Genomic DNA, 4218 nt, shown 5'->3' on the forward strand with positions numbered 1-4218 from the left:
TTGGACGCCGCTCCGAGCTGCCGCAATACCCCGCGATCAACGCGGCATCTCCCGTGCGGGCATGGGCGCGTGCCAGCAATAGGCCCAGGCACCAAGCGTAAAAGTCCAACGTCGCGCCATGCAGCCAGTCGACGGGAATCGAGCCGCGCATGTTTTTCATCTGTCGGACATAAAAGTCGCGCCCCGAGATCGTCGTCCATCCAAGCAACGGGTCCGATGAACTTTGCAGCAGGCGCTGCCCGTGCACGACGCGCCGGCCCTGGTGGTTGAAAGGCTCTGGCATCGCCGGCATGAATGGCGCGGCGGCCGGCACGATGCCTTCCTTTACCTGCATGAACAGCGGGTCGCCATGTGCGCGCCCGAGCAGTAGCAACAAATACGCACGCGTCCCGACGCTGCCCACCCCGACTACCCGATGCGCGACATCGGCTACGTCGTAGCGCTCGAGCATCGTGCGCCACTCGCCGGCGATGGTTTGCGTGTATCCCCGCAATCCTTCGATCACATGGTTCGTCTCGGCTTTGTCGAGACGCGTGAGAATGGGCGGGTCCTCGCGAAAGCGCCAGCTTTTGCCCGCGGGCTCGGCAACCCGCGCGAGCATGGTCGCGTGACTGCGCTTGGTCGCACGCTCGACGGCCTTCGTGATCGTTGCTTTTTCGGCCGAATCAAGCGCGACGGGCGCTTCGATATGCAGCACGCTCGCATAAGAGCGCATTTGCCAGAGGTCGTAGGCGGGTACTTGCCATAGCGTGGACATCGTTGTCCGATAACCCGCGCAGGCCGAGCGCACGGCGCGCTCGCGGCCGCTGGCATCGACGCCGTTTTCCCGCGCTGCCACGTTGATGCTGGCAGTCAGCCGCTTCAGATCCCATTCCCAGGGTGCGACGATGGTTTCATCGAAGTCGTTCAGGTCGAAGACCACGTCTTGCCGCGGCGTGCGGAAAAGGCCGAAATTGTTGAGATGCGCGTCGCCATCGATCATCACGTGATGCCCGATGGACGGCGTTCGCGCCAGATCCCACGCCATCACGCTTGCCGCGCCGCGCAGGAACGCAAACGGAGAAACGGCCATGCGCGCCATTCTCAGCGGCACGAGGCGTTCCTGTCTGCCTGCGTTGTTTGCAAGCACGCGTTCGACCGGGTCGGGCCGGTCGTGCTCCGGTTGCCAGGCGGCGTGGGCATCAAAGGGAGTGGTGTCGCGCAACGATCGGCCGAGCGCGCGGCTCTCCTCGGCGCTGCCATGGGACGTGCCGGCTGGCGTTGACTTGACGGAGAGGGGGCGAGTGGACAAGGGAAAGCCTCTGGATCAATGATGGACAAATGACGTGGCGGTGTTGAGTTCCGTCGCAGGCAAGCCGCGAGCAGGATGCGCGCCAAACCTTGCTGGAAAATGCGATCGATAACAGGCACGCAACCTGCTCTTGATTTCTGCCCGTCGAAACACTGAGCGATGCATTTTGCACCTTGACTGATTCAGATCCCTGCGGATCCCGGACTCAGGCGGCGCGCATCAACTACTGACAGCATTACCCAAATACCTGGACACCCGCATACATGGCTCACGATATCCGCATTGCCGAAGGTTCGCCATTTCCGCTAGGCGCGACCTGGGACGGCGAGGGCGTCAATTTCGCGCTGTTCTCCGCGAACGCCTCGAAAGTCGAACTCTGCCTCTTCGATAAAGACGGCGAAAAGGAACTCGAGCGCATCGAATTGCCTGAATACACCGATGAAGTTTTCCACGTTTATCTGTTCGGCCTGAAACCGGGCGCGGTCTATGGTTATCGCGTTCACGGTCCGTACGAACCGGAAAACGGCCATCGTTTCAACCCGAACAAGCTCCTGCTCGATCCGTATGCGAAGGCGCACGTGGGCGAGCTGAAATGGGACCCGGCGGTCTTCGGCTACACGCTCGACGACGACGGCGAAGACCTGAGCTTCGATGAACGCGACAGCGCGCCGTTCATGCAAAAGTGCCAGGTCGTCGACCAGAGCTTTTCGTGGGTCAATCCGACGCGCGTTCGCGTGCCCTGGGAACAGACCATCTTCTACGAAACCCACGTGCGCGGTTATACGAAACGCCATCCCGCCGTGCCGGAACATTTGCGCGGAACGTTCGAAGGGCTCGGCACGAAGGAAGTCATCGAACACATCAAGGGCTTGGGTGTGACATCGGTCGAACTCCTGCCCATTCACGCGTTCGTGAACGACAGCCACCTCACCGACAAGGGTCTTACCAATTACTGGGGCTACAACACCATCGGTTTCTTTGCCGCCGATCCGCGCTTTTTTGCGCAAGGTCCGGGCGCTATTTCCGAGCTCAAGCAGATGATCGACCGCTTCCACGAAGCGGGACTCGAAGTGATCCTGGACGTCGTCTACAACCACACGGCCGAAGGCAATGAACGCGGACCGACGCTCTCGTTCAAGGGTATCGACAACGCTTCGTATTATCGCTTGCCGGATGACAAGCGCTACTACATCAACGATACCGGCACGGGCAACACGCTTAACCTGTCGCATCCGCGCGTGCTGCAGATGGTCACCGACAGCTTGCGCTACTGGGTGACGGAGATGAATGTCGATGGTTTCCGCTTCGATCTGGCGACCATTCTTGGCCGTGAACCCTACGGTTTCGATGAAGGCGGCGGTTTCCTCGACAGTTGCCGTCAGGACCCGATTCTCTCGAGCGTGAAGCTGATCGCCGAACCGTGGGACTGCGGTCCGGGCGGATACCAGGTCGGCGGTTTTCCGCCGGGCTGGGCCGAGTGGAACGACAAGTTCCGCGATACCGTTCGCGAGTTCTGGAAGGGCGAAGAGGGCGTCGCGGCGGAACTCGCCACGCGCATCACGGGTTCGGGCGACAAGTTCAACCACCGTGGGCGTCGCCCGTGGGCAAGCGTCAACTTCATCACCGCGCACGATGGCTTCACGTTAAACGATCTCGTTTCGTACAACGAGAAGCACAACGAGGCGAACGGCGAAGACAACAAAGACGGAAGCTCGGATAACCGCTCATGGAATTGCGGCGCCGAAGGCCCGACCGATGACCCCGAAATCCGCGCACTGCGTGAACGCCAGAAACGCAACATGCTGGCGACGCTGCTGTTCTCGCAGGGCACGCCCATGATCCTCGCGGGCGACGAATTCGGCCGCACGCAGCAGGGCAATAACAACGCGTATTGCCAGGACGACGACATAAGCTGGGTCAACTGGGATATCGACGAAGACGGCCGCGCCTTGAACGACTTCGTGCGCAAGCTCACGACCTTGCGTCACACCTTGCCGGTGCTGCGCCGGGGGCGTTTCCTGACGGGCGAGTTCCACGAAGACCTGCAGGTCGCAGACGTCAAATGGTTCAGCCCATCGGGCGATGAACTAACACCCGAGCAATGGGACGATCCGGCAATGCGCTGCTTCGGCCTGGTTATCGATGGCCGGGCCCAGGCGACCGGTATACGCCGCCCGGCATCGGATGCGACGTTGTTGCTGGTTGTCAACGCGCATCACGATGTCGTGGATTACACGCTGCCCGAAATCCCGGGGAGCGACCAGTGGAGCTGCCTGATCGATACCAATGCGCCGATCCGCGAAGAACTCGAGGACTTCGATTCAGGCGGCGTGTATCAGGTGACGGGCCGTTCGCTCCTGCTGTTCGCGTTGCATGCTCGCGGTGCTACGAAGCGGATTTTCAAGCGGCTCGAAGAAGCGTTGACGGATGAGGTCGAGCCGGAAGGCGGCAATACGATCTGAAGCCGCGCCGCCTGGGTTTTGGGACAGGCGGACCGCAACGGCTATCATGCGGGTCATGAACCCTTTTAAGCCGTTGCGACCCAGTTTGAGCTTTCCACTAATACCGCGCGACTCTCATCGCGCCCGTAAAACATGATGCTGGCGACGCTGCTGCACGTCGCCGGTTGGGACCAACTCGAACGGATCTGGGAATTCGTCGTAGGGTTTTTCAAGTTCTTGTGGGCGTTGCTGAGGTTCCTCGGCGGCGGATAAAATAAAAGCGCGGGACGATTTGCATCGTCCCGCGCTTTTTGTCTGGCGCGCTGCAATCCGCTTAGCTGTTGTTATCCCAGTTGCCCGAATCGTTGCTGCCGAGATCCACGCCGCCGCCGCCATCGCTCCAGTCGTTGGAGCCATTGCCGAAGTCAAGGCCGCCGCCGTTGTTGCCACCACCTCGGCGACGCAATTCGTCGTCCACGTCCACCA

2 protein-coding genes are annotated in these 4218 nt (G+C 61.0%); one reads left to right on the forward strand and one right to left on the reverse strand.

Annotated features, from left to right (window positions below; genetic code table 11):
- Window positions 1-1291: DUF2252 domain-containing protein (locus tag ACRXB1_RS31920; protein ID WP_449494303.1), on the reverse strand; the 1291-nt coding region annotated here is incomplete at its 3' end.
- A 263-nt stretch (window positions 1292-1554) separates the two neighbouring features.
- Between ACRXB1_RS31920 and glgX the strand changes: the two genes are divergently transcribed.
- Window positions 1555-3753, forward strand: coding sequence for a glycogen debranching protein GlgX (gene glgX, locus ACRXB1_RS31925; RefSeq protein WP_061999212.1), 2199 nt, complete (start codon window positions 1555-1557; stop codon window positions 3751-3753).
- Window positions 3754-4218 lie beyond the last annotated feature (465 nt).

The organism is Caballeronia sp. M23-90 (assembly GCF_053574605.1).